Genomic DNA, 16,788 nt, shown 5'->3' with positions numbered 1-16,788 from the left:
GAAATCCGTTAACCAATTCCGAATCCCCGCGGCTTGACCCATAGGTATCTACACAAATGTCTGTAATTGAACGCCCTGTCCCCCCCAACGCCACGTCATCCTGAGTGCAGCGAAGGATCTCCGGGATTAGCACGGTGCCACATTCAGGAGATCCTTCGCTGCACTCAGGATGACATAGTGTTGAGACTAGGAGGGACATGACCTATTACAGATGCACTTGTGTAGATATGGGGCTTGACCACGGGGTCCATGTAGCTTTAACCACGACCAGATCCCGCGGTCAAGCCGCGGGAATTCGAGTTTTTTTGAGATTGCTTAGTCCCTGCCCAATCGTTAATTACTTGCTATCTAACCCATTTATGCACTATTCTTTTAAATATATAACCTAGCCTATTACCATTTTGAGCAGTACTTCGCATAACGAAATCATAGCATTCCCTCACTTGAGCTCACGCCAACTAGCTAATCTCTGTGGCGCACTTCATGAAAATATCAAATTATTAGAGCATTTTTTTAATATAAAAATTAAAGTTGGTCATGATGAGGCGATCTTGTATGGTAATTCAGACAAACACTTTTCCAGAGTGAGACAAGTGATTAATCAACTTCATAAAATGACAGACAAACCAATACATGCAGAGCTTGTGAATTCTTTACTTAACGATCAAGACCAAGCGTCTCGACTTACAACCTCTTCACCAATTCGCTTAAGCCGCAAAACCTTATTACCTCGAAATAACAAGCAGGCTGAATACCTAAACTCGATTAATACTCACGATATTATTTTTGCCGTCGGCCCTGCAGGTACAGGAAAAACCTATCTTGCTGTTGCAAAGGCGATCGAATGTTTTGAGAAAGGCGAAGTTCAACGGCTTGTTTTTGTACGACCCGCTGTCGAAGCCGGCGAAAAGCTTGGGTTTTTACCCGGTGATCTTGTTGAGAAAGTACTGCCCTATTTGCGGCCTATTTATGATGCCCTTTATGAAATGATAGGCTTTAAAGAAACGCAGAAACTTATTCAAACTGATGTGATTGAAGTCTTGCCACTGGCATTTATGCGTGGAAGAACTTTAAATGAAGCCTTTATCATTCTGGATGAGGCGCAAAATACCACAATCCTGCAAATGAAAATGTTTTTAACTCGAATGGGCTTTGGTTCAAAGGCTGTCGTTACCGGCGATATGACTCAGGTTGACCTGCCTAAAGGCACTGCCTCAGGTTTAGTCCATGCGACTAGATTACTGCAGAACATTGATGAGATTAGTATACATACCTTTACGAGCCGCGAAGTGGTCAGACATCCCTTGGTTTCTCGAATTGTTGATTGCTATGATGAACATCAAAAGGATAATAAATAATGACTTATCATATTGATTTACAACACGCAACTGACGAGGTCATCCCAATTAGTGACGAATTACTGATTCAATGGGCTGAACTTCCACTGATTGAACATATGGAGTCAGCTGAATTGACTCTGCGTATCGTTAATACTGAAGAAATCACCGAATTAAACCATAGTTACAGGGAACAAAATAAAGCAACTAATGTGCTTGCCTTTCCAATTATTGTTCCTGATAACATCGAACTTGAATTTCCTTTGCTCGGCGATGTGATTATTTGCCCCGCAGTCTTAGCTAAGGAAAGCATAGAACAGGATAGGCCCTTGGAAGAACATTGGGCCCATATCGTCATTCATGGGGTCTTGCATTTGTTAGGCTATGATCATATTAAAGACAATGAAGCCGAGGAGATGCAAGCACAGGAAATTAAGTTACTTGCTAAACTTGGTTTTTCCAATCCCTACAAGCTAGAGGACGAAGACGTTGAGTAAAGAGGATGATGGCGGATCGTTATTCGCGCGTTTACGGCAATTTTTACAAATTGAGCCGCAAAACAAAGAGGAACTGATTGGCTTATTACGTGATGCCCATAGCCGTTCCTTAATTGATTCGGAAACCTTGGGCATGATTGAAGGCGTAATCCAGTTCGCTCAAATGCGTGTACGCGATATCATGTTGCCGAAAAAACAAATGATTTCTATCTCGCAAGATGCAGATCTTAAAGAGATCATTGAAATCGTAACATCTACAGGCCACTCTCGCTTTCCAGTTACCGGCGATCATCGTGATGAAATTATCGGTATTTTACATGCGAAGGATTTGCTACGTTTTCAGACAGAACAAAAGACTGAATTTGATTTGCAAGACATTATCCGCCTAACCACCTTTGTCCCTGAAAGCAAACGCCTGGATTTATTACTTAGCGAGTTTCGCAACAATCGTAATCACATGGCTATCGTAGTTGATGAATACGGTGCCGTGAACGGCTTCGTGACTATTGAGGACATTATTGAGCAAATTATTGGTGATATTGAAGACGAATTTGATATTGATGAAGAAGCCTATATCAAAGCACACAGTGATAACTACTACATTGTGAAAGCCCATACCCCTATTGACGAATTCAATGAACAGCTCAATGCGCATTTCAGTGATGAAAGTTATGACACCATTGGGGGAATCGTCATGACTAACTTTGGGTACTTACCGAAACGCGGAGAGTCGATTACAATCGATGAGTTTGAATTTAAAATCATAAATGCCGATGCACGACGAATTAAGCTTTTAGCTTGTTATGATAAGCGGCTAAACCATGAATTGAGGACAGAGACGTAATGACTAGCAACATCTTAATTGTAGATGACGATACCGAACTCACTGATCTTTTAACTCAATATTTAGAACCCGAAGGTTTCAACGTTGTCACAGCTCATGATGGCGATAATGCTGTTAAAAAGGCACTCAACCAATCATTTGACGCAATTATTCTTGATGTCATGTTACCTAAACTCAATGGCTTTGAAGTCCTAAAAGCTATTCGTGAACATCTGGAAACCCCTGTGTTAATGCTGACCGCTCGCGGTGATGATATTGACCGTATTGTCGGTCTTGAAATCGGTGCTGATGATTACTTACCTAAACCCTGCAATCCGCGTGAACTGGTTGCAAGGTTACGTGCAATTCTTCGCCGAACTCAAAAAATCCCTGCTCAACGGCCTATCATTGAGCATCAAAATATTGTCGTTGACTGTTCTAAGCGAGTAGCGACCCATGAGGGCCAAATCATGGAGCTAACAAATGCCGAATTTAATATTCTTGAAATGCTAATTAAATCACCAGGACAGGCTTTTTCGAAGGAAGAACTGACCGAGTATGCCTTAGGCAGAAAATACACTGCCTATGATCGAAGTATTGATGTTCATATTTCGAATCTGCGCAATAAACTTGGTGACAACCAAGAAGGTGAACCAATCGTTAAAACAGTCCGAGGGTTTGGGTATATGTTTAATGCGTAGTTTGTATTGGAAAATCTTCCTATCCTTTTGGATAGCGACGATATTAATTATCATCACCACAGCCTGGGTAACCAGTGAGATTGCCCAAAAGTCCTCAATTCCTGCACGTGAACGAGTCTTTATGGATAGCTACGCGCATGCCGCAGTAGTTACCTTTGAATCAAGCAGTAGCGAGGCCTTGCAGAAATGGCTTTCGCATACAGGTGCAGCCAAGCAAATGACCTTATATTTGCTCACCAATTCGGGTGAAATTATAGGAAACCAAAAACCACCTGAGGTGGTTAATCAGATTTCTGCAAATCTGGTCAAAGAAGAGCTGGATGACGGTTTATTAAAATTTGGCGACGTCATTGTCAGCCATGAAATATTGTCTTTGTCAGGAAAGGCATACCGCTTAGTTGCTGTTAGTGAAAAGCCCCTAGCTCATTTTGTCGAAATTCCCTGGGCTGGCCTGACTATCCGCCTAGCGATCGCCATTATTATCAGCGGTCTTATTTGCTACCTTTTATCAATCTATCTGACTCAACCCTTACGTTCCCTGCAACAGGCCGCGAAATCGCTGGCGACAGGTAAGTTAAACACCCGTGTCGGACGTTTTAAAGGGCACCATCGCGATGAAATTGCTGAACTAAGTGGTGAATTTGATCAAATGGCTGAACAATTGGAAACAATCGTCAACTCTAAGGAACGGCTCTTACAAGATATTTCCCATGAGCTGCGTTCACCCTTAGCCAGGATGCAGATTGCTATTGAACTAGGACGCAAAAAAGCAAGCCCTACAGCCGACGCAGAGTTTCGCCGCATGGAAATTGAATGTTTACGGCTAAATACCCTGATAGGTGAGATTCTTGAATTCGCGAGACTTGAAAAATCATCAACCCAACTTCATAAGACTCTGATTAATTTACCTGACCTAGTAAAACAAATTGTCGATGATGCCAATTTTGAAACAGGTGGCGAACATACTGCGGTTGAGTTTCATCCCGCGGCAAATTGCCAATTATTTTTGGATGAGCGCTTAATCCATCGGGCAATTGAAAATATTATGCGTAATGCTCTGAGATATTCTGCCCCCGATCCTCAGATTAACATCTACCTACACTGGGCTGATTCGAATACTGAAATCTATATTGATATTGAAGACAATGGCCCCGGTGTTCCCGAAGAACAATTGGATAAGATTTTTAATCCCTTTTACCGCGTTGATCCCTCGAGAGAAAAGAAAACCGGAGGCTATGGTTTAGGTCTTTCCATTGCTCATCAAGCGGTTAAATTACATCAAGGTTATATTCAAGCCTCTAACCGTAAAAACGGTGGCTTATTAGTTCGAATTATCTTACCCGTTTTGGTTAATCAAAAAGTCTAATAAAATACGAACAGCCCCTACTCTTTCTCCCTTAAAAATCTTAAAATTTTTTGCAGTTTGAGCATCAGGAGATTGTTTAATGTGTTGATCCAACTGCTTTTTTAGCCTTAATTTTTGTTGGTTTTACTTTTCTTAAAAAATGGGTATACTTTCTTCAGCCGGAAGCAAGCTCTAAGGATAGAAAAATGGGAATAAATATTGAGGATTTTAAGCTAGAAATTTCTAAAATTACCAACCCTCGAATTAAATCTTTTCTCCTCTCCAATTTAGCCGACGCTGCATCAACAATCCCTGAATTATTTGCCAAAGTTTTCCCGCAAGATAGGACACAGGTCGCCTTAGAAACAGAATCCTTAATTGCCCCTCCTCTTGCGCTAGCATTTAGCTATGCTCCCACAACTTTATGTGATGAATTAGCAGATGAGTTGATTGCCTGTGAAGACTCTGAATTTACAGCCTTGCTTAGTGATGGTGCTGATACGGCACTTTTTTTTACTCTAATGAAGTATGCACCACAAACTACTCGAGCAAAGATAGTTGCAAGATTAAATTCTTTAAATGAAGACCAGATAACTCAATTGATATTTACTAATAAATTAGGCCAGACTAATTTCGCAAATTTTAATAATTTTCTAGAAGGTAATGACGACAATATTGCTATTTCCCTGGTCGATGCACTAGGCAAAATTAGCCCTGCAAAATTTACCCGCCTCGTTCGTACCACCTCTTTTTCTGCTCATGCAGGAGTCGTTGAATTTTTTGAAAAAACTCACTCAGACCGCATAGCTCTGGCACTGTTAAATGTTCTTGATTGCTTAGAGTGGAAAGACCTAGACACTGTGATTAATGGTAGTAGTTCTCTTCTTTTGGGTTTTCTTCCAAAGCATAATTTGCTGCATACTATCTTTTGTTTTCAATCACCAACTGTTATTCAATCCTTACTCAGATTATTAAGAAAGACTGATATTAAAACGATTAAAGCGCTGTTTTCTAAGGAAGATAGCAAGAATAATTTCACCCCAATTGAATACGCCTTTGCTCGTAATGATAATCCAGAGATCCCAATTATAGTCGGGCAAACCCTCGTTGAAAATGAAGGGCTACGTCCCCTGTTTACCGAAGTCTCTACGTATAAATCACAGTCTCCTATGCACACAGCTGCAGCCCGTGGCTATGAGACAATTGTTACCTACTATCTCGAGCAAGAAGATGCTCAAGTTGATCATCAAACCTCTTCATCAGAATCTATGCTGCAACTTGCAAAGGCCGCCAATCAAAGCGCTATCCAAACCCTTTTTGCTGCCTTGCCCATGCTAAGGCTAATACAAAAACCTGACACTAGCTATTCAGAAGCAAACGTCGCCAAATATTTACAACAAAATCCTACCGTTTTAGCTTGCCGTTGGACAGGAGGTAAAACGCTTTTGCATCTTGCTGCTGCACGCGGCCTTGACAAGTTAGTTAAACTGTTTTTACAACATGGTGCCTCAATAAAAAGTCGAGATAACAAGAGCTCCACAGCAATTGATGAAGCCCTAAGATATCATCAGCAAAGCTGCTTGAAAGAATTGCTTGCTACAAAGAACGATGCCACGATCGAGACCTTAGCAAACATCCTTACTAATACGACAAGCCCAGTCACCAATTATGAGGTTTTACAGCGAGTCTTAAAGCAACAAGCGGGCATTTCTCTTGCCAGTTATTGTCGGCAACAGAAAGATTCTTATATCTATTTACTGAAAGAAGCAGCACGACATTTAGCAAGCACTGATGATCAGCGCTTAGAAAATGCGGTTAAAACCTATATTCTCTTAGGCCTACAGAGGCTGAGTGCTAGTACTAATCAAATCGAACATAAAGCGATTCAACTCCAACTCGTTGTTTTGCTCTTCTCAATGCCAACAAGAAAGCGCTTAGACCTCCTAACTTCACTGAAACTTTCTGCCGCTGAGCGTTTGCAACTAGGGTTCGTGCTATCTTATGGCTTGGTACAACCACTGATTTATAAGTCCTTTACTGCACTTGCGCACAATAGTCATTTTCAATTTTTATTAAATTTATCGCCTGAAGATCCAAGCCTGCTGGAAAATATTGCTGGTATCCATTTTTACAATTCAAACTTGTCGCAACTACCAATAGAGACACTTCAGCAAATGGCAGAATTCTCAAGTACTGAGTCACTTTTGCTTTATTGTAAGCAACGTATCAGCCCAATTTTGCTGGTATTAACCCTTGAAAAATTAGAGGCAAACTTGCCGCGTGATAATGAAAACATTGAGAGCTTGCTAGTACAGCTTGAAAATGAGTTGAAACTATTTAACCAGGACAACTCCGTCGACCTATCTCAGCTATTTAATCTTGTTTCACAGCCAGAACTCAAAGCAAGAATACGCAATATGCTGCAACAATTTGCCCTGGATTCCCCGATCCAGCAGCATATTCAGCATATATGTAGAACCTTTTCCCAGTCCTTAAGAACAAACAGTTTGCTTGCTGAGTTATTTATAGACTTTGCTAGTTCTCCAGCAGCATTAGAGCAGCCTAATCAACAAAGCTTAGAAAGGATTTTGTCCATATCGTCACCCGCAGGTGTCAAAACTATTATTGATAAGCAGCGAGCTCGTATACGTGAGCAGCCTCTTCACCTGGAACCTGGGGAGCAGCCATTAGGCGCCTGGATTCAGAGCTTAAAAAATAGAACTGAACGCCTAACTCTTGGCCCCCTCATCACGCAGTTAGATCAACTTTACGATCAAGCCTTTGACCTGGCTGACTCCCTCAACAAAGAGGAAGAAAGAAAGCTTTACCGTGCCTTTGAAACCTATGGATTAAAGCTGAATGATCTTGCTTCAATCCTATTTAAAATCCATCTTAATGAGCTTGATCAAGCAAATCCTGAGAAACTACATAGCCTACTGAGCCAGCTGCAACCAGCACTCACAACGCTTAGAGAGCAAATGGCTAGCTCTACAATAAGCAAAAACCTGCCTAGCTTAATCAGCACCGAGAGATTTGCTTCACTAAGCGCAGAAATCAAAACGGTCTGTTTGAAAATTGATGAAAGCAGAGAACCACAAGCTAGTGTCCTGCCCTCAACAATGCAAGAGCCGGAGTTGTTAGCCAGTCTGCAACAACACCTCGCACAAGGGTTATTGCAAAATCCACAACGCAAGCAATTTATTCATCAACTTTTTGATTGTTGCTTGGATAGCCAAGCCTATCCCAACAATAAAGACCTCTCTGAACAATTTTATCAGTTGGTGCAATCTGCAAAACCGGAAGAATGTGAGGAACTGGATCAAAAAATAAAGAATATACTTCACTTAAAAAATCAAACCAGCCTTCTGCTTACTGGCTTACAGGTTACAGCATTGATCCCTCCGACCTCCTTAAGCTCTATTTTGACAGAACTCTATAATGCAGATATCGAAGTGCTAGCGGCTCTTATTGAATTCGCAGCTCTACTAGGGCTAGATGACTTCAAAGATCTAGTTAGCTATGTTCAAACTGCAAAAGCACAGAATGTACCCCTCAAACTTCTAATCACCCAGTCTGCTGCTAAAGGGAGCGATCTAACAACTTGGATTGAACATAATCTGGATATAATTGACTACAGCGCTATGCAGGCAATTTCTTGTAAATTGCTGCGAGAAGGCCTTTATCAACCAGAGAGTGATCTAAGTTCACGAGCCGCGGCCTTTAATGAACTAATTGATCATAGCTTTGCGACGGCTCACCCTCATGCCATCAATCAGCTTATTGCAAGCTATTCGCCTATTTTACAGGTGAAGCAAGAGAGTCCGGAAAGCCGAACCGCCATTCAATTGATATCTAATTTGTTTAGAAACTCCAGAATCAACGTCGTTAATGACTGCATCTGTCAAATGGCTCCAGAAATTCTTGATCAGCTCATCTCTCATTGCCTATCCGGCCTCAATAGCCAAGATGAGGCTTATGACAAAGCATCCCGCCATTTGCTTACCCATTTATGCCAATCTTATTCCGAAGCAAATAGCAAATCGCTTGAGTTGATTAAAACCCGGCTCAGTCAGCCTGATTTGTCATTGCTGGGCGATAGAACACTCGTCACTATAGCCGAAAGTATCCTAGCGAAAAAAGATAGCTCTTTGTCGTCAAGCACGATGAATGGCGTATGGATTCAACGTCTCCTTACTTCGGTTAACTTTGTTGCATCCTCGAACCCTCAGGTTATCTATGCACTCTGTGAGCGTTATCGCTTTATTTCATTGACTTTAAAGCAAGCTGAATTTGAACAACTTAACAGTTGGATTCAAAATAAAATGGCTTTTCCGAATCATCATCAGGAGAGTATGACTCGCCTTGAAAAGGCAAGGTCGATGTCAGCTCAACGAAAAAACCATTTGCTGGAAAAACGAGAAAAGCTACTCGCCTTCCGCGCTGAAGACAGCATTCGCGCCCTCCTTAATCAGTTAGAAGATGCTTGTATTGAACAAAAATCCAGTGAGCCAGAAATCGCTGATAAGGCCTTAGGCGTGCTTTATGGTTATTACAATGACAACCTAACCAGCCTTCGTTCTGACCTCTTATTTAAGGTTGCTGATTTTATCGTTAGCGCCGCCTCTTCAGGCCAGCAAAAAAACCAGCCTAAGGCAGGAAATACCTTGGTTGAATGGCTTAAAAATTACTTACCCCATCAAAATTTCGTTCAAACTGAATTGTCACGTAAGCAATCGTCATTGATATACAACGCAGAACGCGGAAAAATTGGCTTTATCAACGAAGCGAACTATGCAATGACCTTTGTTAATGATGTGCCTCGCCCTCTCCTCGGCTTACCAGGCATCGAGCCAGGAATGAGTTTTTACGATAATGAGCAGCGTTTAATAGGAACACTTACAGCCTCTGGCGAAGTGCGGTATGAGAGCTTGTTTCAAGCCAATACATCAGCCCTTTTACTGGCTAAGGTTCCGGCTGAGCAATTGGAACAGTCTACTGCAGCCATGGATTTATTAATCAATGATATTTTTACCGAAAATACCCTGGCAAAAGTCTATGCGAATAGCGAGAGCGATAAGCAAGAATGGTTAAGCAGAGAGATTAACCTGCGCCTGGCAGCCAGCACTAAGGTGCTACACCAAGATAATCTTGCAGCTATCGTACGGTATCAACCGGCAGATAAAGCATTTCCTCTATTAGCTGACATCAATTTAAGCACAAATGCCGAGCAATTATTTGAGGTCATCCTTGAGAATGACAGCAAGCGTAGAGAATTGTTTTCTGAAACACAGCAAAGTGCGGTCGCTGCCTTTTTAGATAAACAGGATGCATCTGCAATTTTTGCCAATTTTCTCAACAATCACAAAGACAAACCCTGGTTTACTGAAGGACTACAACTCTTTGCGAACTACGCGCAATCTAGTGGCAAACCTGAATTGCTTTCAAACGCGCTTTCCCTTTTAGATGAGCGTGTTTATACCCATAAAAATCTCACTAAAGAACAATTTGATACCCTTCTAACAACCTTGCTAGGTTCAGAGGCGAATGCCTCACTAATTTGGCGTTATTTTCTGAAATCAAGCAGCCTAGAGTCTATACAACAGGTCGCCCCAGAGCTTGCTGAACAATTTGCGTCTTTCTTCCATAAGCAACATTGTTTGCCGACAATAGAAGCCTTGAACAAGCAAAAAAATTGGTCGCAAAGCAGCTACCAATATCGCCTTCTTCTTCTCATCTTGGAAAAACAGCGTGAATTTTTGTTCCACAAAGAAGAGCTTCGTTACTCCGATAAAATGGCCTGGTCTGGTGCAGAATTGAAAGAGATTTCTGTCTTCATTAAAAGACATTTTTCTCAAAGGGCTAATCCTGATAAAGATTTAGCGATAGGCAAAGAACTACTAGGTGAATTGATTTTTAGGTGCGCCAATCATGGTCGGACGGAACTATTTTACAATAACGGCCAATTCGACCCCAGCATTGCCGTACAAAAACTAGAACGCTCTATTCTTAATGCCTTAGCGGCCAGAGATTATCTCCCCGCTGAATTCAGAAACAAAATGTCGGAGGTTTTTTCTTCAATCATCAGCTGGTTTAACAATGAGCATGCTGAAAATCTTAAGGTAAGGGAAATTCTCAGAGACAACCATGCCCTTATTGACTGGAAAGAGCTCTCTAATCAAACCTGGAACCTTAGCGATTCCTGGACCAAGATGCCCCTAATCAGTGCTTATCTAATCAACTATACAGGTCCCAATGCCCCTCTGCTTAAATTAATCACTGATTATCTGAGTAACAAACGAATTCACTCCAAGGCTGAGTATTTGCACAATATTTCCCTGGTTATGGCTAAGCTACCCCAACGCGATTTTAGCGTATGTATTTTTAATAAGTTAGAAGAGCTCGTCACTCAGAAGTCATCCTATCTCGACCGAAAACTACTAGCTGATATGGCAGCCTTTTATACTCAACGCTACCAAGGACGCAGCTTAGAACGTCCTCAAGCTGAGATGGAATTACTAAAACATTTCGCTAAACAGAAAAAATATGAGCTAGTCGAGCAATGCTGCAATTTGTTAGAAAGCGAAATGTCTACCAGCTTTCTGGGGCAAATAGGTAAGCATGCTAAGGTGGAGGCTCGACTCAATAAACATGTATCCAGCTGGTATTATCCTATTTACCAATTCTTTATAAGGCTTTGGAACTATGGCCTATGGGGAAGCAGCGAATCGGATAAAATTGTGCCCTACTGTGATGAGGATAGCGAATACTCTTCACCTAGTACTACCCCTGCAACCATAGAAACACCCAATATGAGCGGGAAAGTTATTGACGATCAGTTAAAACTTGCTAAGAATACACGTGCATTAAAGACGAGGTACCAGCGTTTTCTTGAGAAACATCCGAAAGAATCAGACCTACCACCTGTGGAAAAGCTTTCTCTCTCTATTGCTGACATGCCCTCTCTATTTACACCAGTAATACCTACCGGCAGGATTGAGGCGCTTATAAATCCCCAGAGTCTTACTGTGGCATCTAGTTAACTGATGTTAGTTAAGGAAAATAGGAATGAGGTTAATCAAGTCGCTCTACTTCTGGGTTTTTGTAGCCTTTATCTCTGGCAGCTTATTTGGGCTATTAAAACCAGAGATGGCTATTGCTATGGAGCCGCTTGGCACTAATTTTATTAAGATCATTAAAATCTTTATTGGTCCCATTGTTTTTCTAACAGTAACAACCGGTATTGCCCAAACCGGCTCATTAAAAAAATTAGGTAAAATTGGTTTAAAAGCAATTATCTATTTCGAATTGGTTTCAACTGTTGCGCTGTTAATCGGCTGGTCGGCAGCCTTGATTTTTAAGCCAGGCGCAATGCTTCATGCTGATGTGAAGCTATTGGATCCACAGGCTGTCGCTCAATTTGTTAAAAGCGCAGAGCATCTCGGCTTTGTACAATTTCTTGAAAACATTATTCCTACTAGCATTATTGAGCCTTTCGCCAAGGGCGATATGCTGCAAGTCCTCTTTTTAGCTATATTATTAGGCATTTCTTTGCTTGCGGTGGGCGAGGAAGAAGGTAAGCTTGTTTTTGAGTTTATGGAAAAACTCACCAAAGTATTATTTCGGGCAATCCGAATTATTATGTATGCCGCCCCGCTTGGCGTGTTTGGTGCAATGGCCTTCACTCTGGCGAAATTCGGCAGTCAATTTTTTATTCCTCTTTTAGGTTTGATACTTACTTTTTACTTAGCAGGTTTGATTTTTATTTTTCTCGTTTTAGGTTCAGTAGCCCGGATCACAGGTTTCTCAATTTTACAGTTTTTGAAATACCTTGCCCCTGAGCTTTTTATAGTATTGGGAACCTCATCCAGCGAAGCCGCCTTACCCCAGTTATTACAAAAATTAGAAAATCTAGGTTGCGAACAAGAAACTGTTGGTGTTGTTGTACCGATGGGCTATTCCTTTAACTTGGATGGCACCAATATCTATATCACTCTGGCAGCCCTGTTTATCGCCCAAGCCCTTGGGATTCATCTAAGCATCCTTGAACAGTTCACCCTTTTTGTGACAGCGATGTTATCGAGTAAGGGAGCAGCTGGTATTACTGGCGCAGGCTTTATTACCCTAGCCGCAACCTTGTCTGTAGTTCCTCTTATCCCGCCGGTTGGCATTGTGCTCATCTTAGGCATTGATCGCTTCATGAGTGAAGCGCGTTCGTTAATTAACTTCATTGGCAATGGCGTTGCTACTCTGGCGATTAGTCGTTGGGAAAAGGAAATTTCTGCTGAGCAATTAGCACATAATCTTGAAATGCATGCTTGAAACTAAGGGCAATAGGCCACGCAACTTAAGTGACGCCATTATGATAGCGCACCCCAGCCCATCATCTTTAACAAAGCGAAGGCCACCCCTATCCCGAATTCCCGCGGTCAAAATAACAAGCTTTATGCCTGGTAGTAACTATTAAAAAATTAATAGTATTAATAAGTTTCTTTTAATTCAGCATTTTTATAATGATTACTGAATTTATGAATTGGAAGTAATCATGTTTAAACGAAACGCCCCTGAAACACCACGATTATCATCAACAGAAACAAAGAAACCTAAGATTTTATTCAATATGACAACCAGCGAAGCAGCAGCCTCTTCCAGTTCATCAGTAGTGAGAGATGATGACCAGCATCAAGAACAACCGCTGGAACCTAGGCTTTTTCTAGGTCTAAACGAGCCTGATACTCAAGAAAACACAGCCTTACTCGGGTTTCCAATAGTGAGCGATGATGACCGGTATTGCTGGGAAGCACTTGTACATAGCCATTTGCCAAATCGGTATGTATGTGACAATAAGAAAACTAATAGGGAATGGCAAGGTTTTTATCAAGATGCAATTAATACATTGATAGATTCTTTTAGTGATTCGGAAGTAAAAGAAATTGCTCATAAGTTATTTTCCCCCGAGGCTATAGATACGATAGTTGACTTGTCGGATAACGAACAAAGCATATTTTTCAACGCAATCATTGAAAAGCTTGAAGGGTTAATGAAGGATAATGATTATCGGAGCACTAGGGATTTAGCAATCCTTATTTATTACCGCTTACCAAGGAATTTGACAACGATTTTGTATGAGCAGGCAATAACTGGACATACCAGCCTATCCAACCTGCATTGGGCGCTTATTTGTCACCACCCCTTGAGTAATGACATGAGTACTGACATCAATAAGGTTTCATGTACCCCAGCGATTCATCTGACAACTTGTTTCAATGATCCTCAGCTAATACATCACTTAAAAAATTTAGGTGCTGATTTAGATCTCAAAAATTTAAGAGGCACAACAGCCTGTTATCTTGCAGCACAAATGGGACTTACTACTGTAATAAATGTATTAATTGCAGAGGGGGTAAATGTTAATCTAAGCTGGGATGGCTATACTCCACTTTGGGTAGCTGCCGGAAATGGCCATATTGAGATTGTGAATCGCTTATTAGAGGCAGGAGCGCTTGTTAACCAGCCAGACGATTACAATAGAACCCCGCTTTGGGTTGCCGCCGGAAATGGCCATATTGAGATTGTGAATCGCTTATTAGAGGCAGGAGCGCTTGTTAACCAGCCAGACGATTACAATAGAACCCCGCTTTGGGTTGCCGCCGGAAATGGCCATATTGAAGTTGTGCGTCGCTTGTTACAAGTAAGGGAGATTGACGTTAACCACCTAGATGATTATAGCGAGTCCCCACTTTGGGCTGCAGTCGCAGAAGGCGGTCTTGAAACTGTGAATTGTTTATTACAGACCGGAAGGATTGCTGTTAATCAGCAAAATATCAGGGGCAAGACCCCGCTTTTTGCCGCTGCTAATCGAGGCCATACCGACATTCTAAATTCCTTATTGCAGGCTGGTGGAGATATTAACTTGCCAAGCGATATGGATGTTAGTCCGCTCTATACAGCCGCTATAAATAATCGTACTGAGGTTATAAAAACACTAGCCATTCATGGGGCTATAGATCACGAGAAGAGCGTTTTAAGGTATGCCATTGAAGAGAAAAAGACAGAGGTCATTGATGCTTTTTTTGCGGGCGGCCTTCACTTTTCTCCTGACGATATGGATACATTTCCATGGTTAGCAGAGGAGATATCCAGACGCAGCCAGGCGAATACTAATACCCGCCAATCTTCGCTAGCAGGGCGTTCCTTGTTTGCTTATGAGAATGCATTGCGTGACCCCAATGAGATTCCCGCTGAAACTCTCGACAAACTAGGCAGGCTTTGTCACATGCCTATAGGCTATGCACCAGATGGCACGTGGTTTATGGATAAGGCGATTGCGGGCGACAAAGATGCCTTAGCCTATCTGCAAACCTACGATGATAAAGTACCAGGCTCATTAGCTTGCTGGTTTAAACAGGCCGGTTCGAAGCTAGCTCCTTTTCGTTTAGCCTTAAAGCTGGTAACTGCAAGAACAGCCCAAACGATTGAACTGAGTGTTAAAGAAGAGCAAGATTTTTATTCAGGCCACATAGATAATCTGGACGACCTATGCAACAGATATGATTGCGACTTACTTATAGATTGGCTCAATAAACTGATTGTTGCTCCGGAGATGGAAGCATTTTCTGTAGTGTGCCTGAAATTCTCTAATAAAATTTTGAGTCATCAGATCACTACATTAAAGCAAGATAGGCACAGGATAGCTATGTTAGAGCAAACTGTATCTCAGCTAATGTCTCATAAAACAGAGAAAAAGACGATTCCTGCAAGTCAGCGACAAATTACCGATTTTTTCAAGTTTGACAAAAATCCTGACTCTAGTCCTGTAGCTAGCAGCAGTTCTGGGCCATAGACAATACCAGGAGTAATAGGTCACCCCCATCCCGAATTCCCGCGCAGCTTGACTACAGGATCCGTGGACTCAGAGTAGAGTGAAGAGCTTCTAATCAGCAGATCCCGCGGTCAAGCCGCAGGAATTCGATACTAGAATGAGGCTGACCTATTATAGTCTAAGTAGCCAAAGGATTATTGCCCACATGTCGACGATTATCGCGCTGTTCCTGGGCTTTATCTTTTAATTCTTCACGCTTAGTTTCTGATATAACGGCATTATGAAACCAAAGAGTTCCTGTATAAGTCGAATTGGCAAAGGAAAATTTCTTTTCATCTACTCCCTGTACTAGTTTCATATTATTTGAAGGCTCTTTACCATTTCTATTCGGTTCATATTTCAAAAATAATTCGAAAGTTTCGGGAGGAGTTCTAAAGTAGATGATAATTTCATTAGCACAGGTTTCTTTAGAGTTGAGACTAATTGAATGTGCTCCGCGTTTCTTTGTACGTAAACATTCCTTCACAAGATCTTGTATGATGATTAAATTTTTACAAGCCGTTTTTTCCCCTTGTGCTCCACCCTTAGACTCAACTTGCAATAATTGGTCACTCACCAATACATCTTTTAAAATACCGTCAACAACCCGTTTATCAAAGGTCCAGCCTTGAGGAATTTTTATATAAACCATCGAAACACCATGACTAAATTAAGATCATGTAGATCATCGTATAACAAATCAGTATTTAATTTCAATAATTTGCATTTAGTATAATTAAGGACAGATTTGTTTTTATCTTGGTAAGGAGCCTTACTTGTAACCAACAACGATACTTAGTATAGTTTGCAGCCTGTTTCAGGAGTAATCGATGAATGACATAATTGCCTCAATGATCAGCCAAGCAAAACATGTCTTAACACATGCCTATGCACCCTACTCTAAATTTCGCGTGGCAGCCTGCCTTTATAGTGAAAATGGCAATTTTTATACTGGCGTGAATGTTGAAAATGCGTCTTATGGACTCACAATTTGCGCTGAATCTTCAGCAATTTGCCAAATGATTACTGCGGGAAAACAAAAGATTTTATCGATGGTAGTGATGAATGGTGAAGGGACGCTTTGCCCACCCTGTGGCGCTTGCTTGCAGCGAATTGCGGAGTTTGCAAATAGCAAAACTGTCATCCACCTTTGCTCTCATCAAGCCCCAATTAAATCGCTCACTATTGAAGAGCTCTTACCCTATACCTTTAGATTTAAGCCTTAGT

The 16,788-nt window shown here is 41.5% G+C and carries 10 protein-coding genes; 9 read left to right on the top strand and 1 reads right to left on the bottom strand.

Features of this window, described 5'->3' with window-relative positions:
* The first annotated feature begins 443 nt into the window (after positions 1-443).
* From BN1094_RS17040 to BN1094_RS19015, 8 genes are all read left to right on the top strand, one after another.
* On the top strand, positions 444-1,358 hold the full coding sequence (locus BN1094_RS17040) for a PhoH family protein (RefSeq protein WP_245614386.1): 915 nt from the start codon (positions 444-446) through the stop codon (positions 1,356-1,358).
* Positions 1,358-1,834, top strand: coding sequence for an rRNA maturation RNase YbeY (ybeY, locus tag BN1094_RS17035; protein ID WP_044012355.1), 477 nt, complete (start codon positions 1,358-1,360; stop codon positions 1,832-1,834). The genes BN1094_RS17040 and ybeY overlap by 1 nt, the downstream gene beginning before the upstream one ends.
* Positions 1,827-2,678: a CorC family transporter gene (locus tag BN1094_RS17030; protein WP_044012354.1), complete on the top strand. Its 852-nt coding sequence runs from the start codon at positions 1,827-1,829 to the stop codon at positions 2,676-2,678. The genes ybeY and BN1094_RS17030 overlap by 8 nt, the downstream gene beginning before the upstream one ends.
* Complete coding sequence (gene cpxR / locus BN1094_RS17025) at positions 2,678-3,358, top strand: two-component system response regulator CpxR (RefSeq protein WP_044012353.1); 681 nt, start codon at positions 2,678-2,680, stop codon at positions 3,356-3,358. The genes BN1094_RS17030 and cpxR overlap by 1 nt, the downstream gene beginning before the upstream one ends.
* Positions 3,351-4,724 (top strand): two-component system sensor histidine kinase CpxA, encoded by a 1,374-nt coding sequence (cpxA, locus tag BN1094_RS17020; RefSeq protein WP_044012352.1) that lies wholly within the window; start codon positions 3,351-3,353, stop codon positions 4,722-4,724. Before cpxR ends, cpxA begins: the two co-directional genes overlap by 8 nt.
* A 185-nt stretch (positions 4,725-4,909) precedes the next feature.
* The gene (locus BN1094_RS17015) at positions 4,910-11,743 is read left to right on the top strand and encodes an ankyrin repeat domain-containing protein (RefSeq protein WP_044012350.1); all 6,834 of its coding nucleotides are present in this window, start codon (positions 4,910-4,912) and stop codon (positions 11,741-11,743) included.
* Positions 11,744-11,768: 25 nt separating this feature from the next.
* Entirely contained in the window at positions 11,769-13,022 is a 1,254-nt protein-coding gene (gene dctA, locus BN1094_RS17010; RefSeq protein ID WP_044012349.1) for a C4-dicarboxylate transporter DctA, read from the top strand.
* A gap of 223 nt (positions 13,023-13,245) precedes the next feature.
* A complete protein-coding gene (locus tag BN1094_RS19015) occupies positions 13,246-15,543 on the top strand; it encodes an ankyrin repeat domain-containing protein (protein WP_052403356.1) in 2,298 nt (765 codons plus the stop codon).
* Between the two features lie 157 nt (positions 15,544-15,700).
* On the opposite strand, the gene BN1094_RS19010 is transcribed toward BN1094_RS19015, so the two are convergent.
* Positions 15,701-16,213 carry a hypothetical protein gene (locus BN1094_RS19010; protein WP_052403355.1) on the bottom strand — a complete coding sequence of 171 codons (513 nt, stop codon included), beginning with the start codon at positions 16,211-16,213 and terminating at the stop codon, positions 15,701-15,703.
* 178 nt (positions 16,214-16,391) lie between these two features.
* Here BN1094_RS19010 and cdd point away from each other — a divergent pair, with 178 nt between their 5' ends.
* The gene (gene cdd, locus BN1094_RS16995) at positions 16,392-16,787 is read left to right on the top strand and encodes a cytidine deaminase (protein WP_044012347.1); all 396 of its coding nucleotides are present in this window, start codon (positions 16,392-16,394) and stop codon (positions 16,785-16,787) included.
* Position 16,788: the final 1 nt, after the last annotated feature.

Source organism: Legionella massiliensis (genome assembly GCF_000756815.1).
Classification (GTDB): Bacteria; Pseudomonadota; Gammaproteobacteria; order Legionellales; family Legionellaceae; genus Tatlockia; species Tatlockia massiliensis.
Note: the sequence above shows the minus strand (reverse complement) of the source record. Positions and strands in the feature narration are given on the sequence as shown.